The organism is Bacteroidota bacterium (genome assembly GCA_013696965.1).
Taxonomy (GTDB): Bacteria; Bacteroidota; Bacteroidia; order JACCXN01; family JACCXN01; genus JACCXN01.
The window spans coordinates 1-2,158 of the sequence record JACCXN010000047.1 but is presented as its reverse complement, the minus strand read 5'-3'; the positions used below and the strand labels follow the sequence as shown (position 1 = coordinate 2,158).

The 2,158-nt window shown below is 62.5% G+C and carries 2 protein-coding genes; both read right to left on the bottom strand.

Annotated elements, in window-relative coordinates; genetic code table 11:
* Positions 1 to 100 precede the first annotated feature (100 nt).
* Positions 101 to 439, bottom strand: a complete 339-nt coding sequence (locus H0V01_07655) for a hypothetical protein (GenBank protein ID MBA2583244.1) — start codon at positions 437 to 439, stop codon at positions 101 to 103.
* Positions 440 to 485: 46 nt separating this feature from the next.
* Entirely contained in the window at positions 486 to 1,775 is a 1,290-nt protein-coding gene (locus H0V01_07650; protein MBA2583243.1) for a hypothetical protein, read from the bottom strand.
* Between the last annotated feature and the right edge of the window lie 383 nt (positions 1,776 to 2,158).

The following is a 2,158-nucleotide window of genomic DNA, read 5'->3' as shown; positions in this document are numbered from 1 at the left end:
GCCGTGTGCCCCTGAAGACCTCTCCGTCGAAGGTCTCCTTCGGGAGCGCGTCCAGCTGGTCTAGCAAGTCTGGGTCGTGGATCATCCTGCTGTCCTGGCTTCACAGATGCACGCCGTCGAGCAGCTGGTTGACCGAGGCCAGGACTTCGTCCACGCGGCCCTGCTGGATCAGCTCGGCCGGTACCTGGTCGCCCAGAAGACGCTGGCGGGCGAAAAGCCACAACCGCGCATCGTGCGGTTCGTAGATGTCGGCGAGCTTGTCGATGACGAACTCCAGTTCGAGAAGTTGCTTCTCGGTGCTGGCGTGCGGCAGCGCCTTGCCCTTGTTCCATCGAGAAACGGTCTCGGGCCGCACGTTCAGGACGTTGGCTACGTCGGATGACCGCATGGCTCCCTTGGTTTGAATGGCTTCCAGGCGGCGTGCAATCGCATTGCTCATGGCATGCCTCTATGGGTAGGTGGGTGAATCATGAAAATGGGGTTCGTCAGCGCGTGCCGCCACGAGCAATGCGCGTGACTGGGTGACGAGCGAACGAGGAGTCACGACGCTTCTTGGCGTAGGGGCCCAGCGTGGTCCGCATGTCGTTCAGCCGCTTCGCCTGCTTGGCTGCCTTCTGTGCCAAGTCCTCGGGCAGCGAAAGCTTGGCAGCGATCAACGCTGCATCGCTCGCCGGCCGCAGGTGGTCTTCCAGGAATTCGGTGGGGCGGATCGATTCCGGGATCTGCCCCAAGCCGGCGACTTGCTGCGTGCGCTGGTAGAGGAAGTGCCTGGCCGGGGCTTGCAGCATGTCGTCGATTCCTCGTCGGCAGCAGTTCGTGTCCCGGCATCCGAATGCAGAGCGTGCCCTGCCCCCTCCCGCCTCGAAGAAACGCTCCACGTCCACGCGCGGCAGCATCAGGTCGAGCGTCGGCAGATAAACCCGCATCTTGGCGCCAAAGACCGGCTTGCCTGCCTCCGGCACCTTGTGCCAGCTGCCGGTGTCGAATCGCTCGCCCAGCGTAACGCCATGCGACAGACCCCCCACAGCGCCGAACGCCAGAAGGGACAAGCCCATCAGGCCCCCTGCATGGTCCGCGACGATCGGCACACCGAGTGCGTGAAAGTCCGCTGCGGCATCCCCGTATCGAGTGATGGCTGTCGGCGAGCTGTCTGATCCGCAGCTGGAGATGTTCAGCCACAGCCCATCGACCATGGCTCGGCGCAGTTGCTCCAGGACGGCCAGTCGCTTCGGGGCGGTACGGAATGCCTCGTAGCTCAGTGCGAGCGAGTAGTGAAGCTGCACATGCCCGGCGCCATGGCGCTCCAGCGCAGCGCGAAGTGCGTTGGTGGAGGCGATGTCGATCGCCAGCCAGGGATCGTCGGGCCCAGTGATCAGATGGGTTGGCGTGATCACTTGGGTGAACCCATGGAGGACTGCGAACTTCGCGATGTCCTCGGCCAAATGCATTTGTTGAAAGGCCGTCGCCAGATCGTCCAAGGCATGGGGCCGCTTCTTGGACCACGGAAGACCATCCATGCCCTTCGCATAGCCACCGACCGTGCCCATAGCCTGAGTCTGGGGGTCCAGCACGGCATCGAGGCCGCGCTCTAGCACCAGCGACAACAGCTCCATTTGCTGCCCTACACGTTTGGCCTCGAAGACGACGCCCGTAAACGCTGCCGATCCCGACGTGATGAAGCTCTGGAGGTCCTTCTGATCAAGGCGCCCAGCGCGGACGTACAGCCCCAGGGGGTCGGGAGCCAGGCGGACAAGTCGAAGAGGAGCGGCGGACATGACGAACCTCGCGAAGCTTGCAAGACTCCAATGTAGCGCTTTTTGATGCGATATAACAAGACATATAAATTGACATTTTGATTGCGCCCATGACGGTGCGCGGCTGGCTGGTGGCGTCTTGGGAGGCAGGCCTGTTCGACCTGGCCCGGGTTTTCGTTACAGGATCGACACGATGTGGTGCGTGATTTCGGTGGCGATCAGCTTTGCGGTGGCGTTGTTGATGAACGGCACGCCGTAGTGGCGGATGTCTTCGATCTTCATGGGGGCTGCTCCTCCTTTCTGGTCCCGCTTTTGTGGGTGCGTATTTCGGACCACCGTGACCGCCCGTTTCGGCATCGTGACCGCCGAATTCGGGAGCGTGACCGGTCATTCCGGTGACGTGA

What these genes read in the sequence shown, in the direction of transcription:
- H0V01_07655 (MBA2583244.1), bottom strand. Translation starts at nt 439, where the DNA reads ATGAGCAATGCGATTGCACGCCGCCTGGAAGCCATTCAAACCAAGGGA.
- H0V01_07650 (MBA2583243.1), bottom strand. Translation starts at nt 1,775, where the DNA reads ATGTCCGCCGCTCCTCTTCGACTTGTCCGCCTGGCTCCCGACCCCCTG.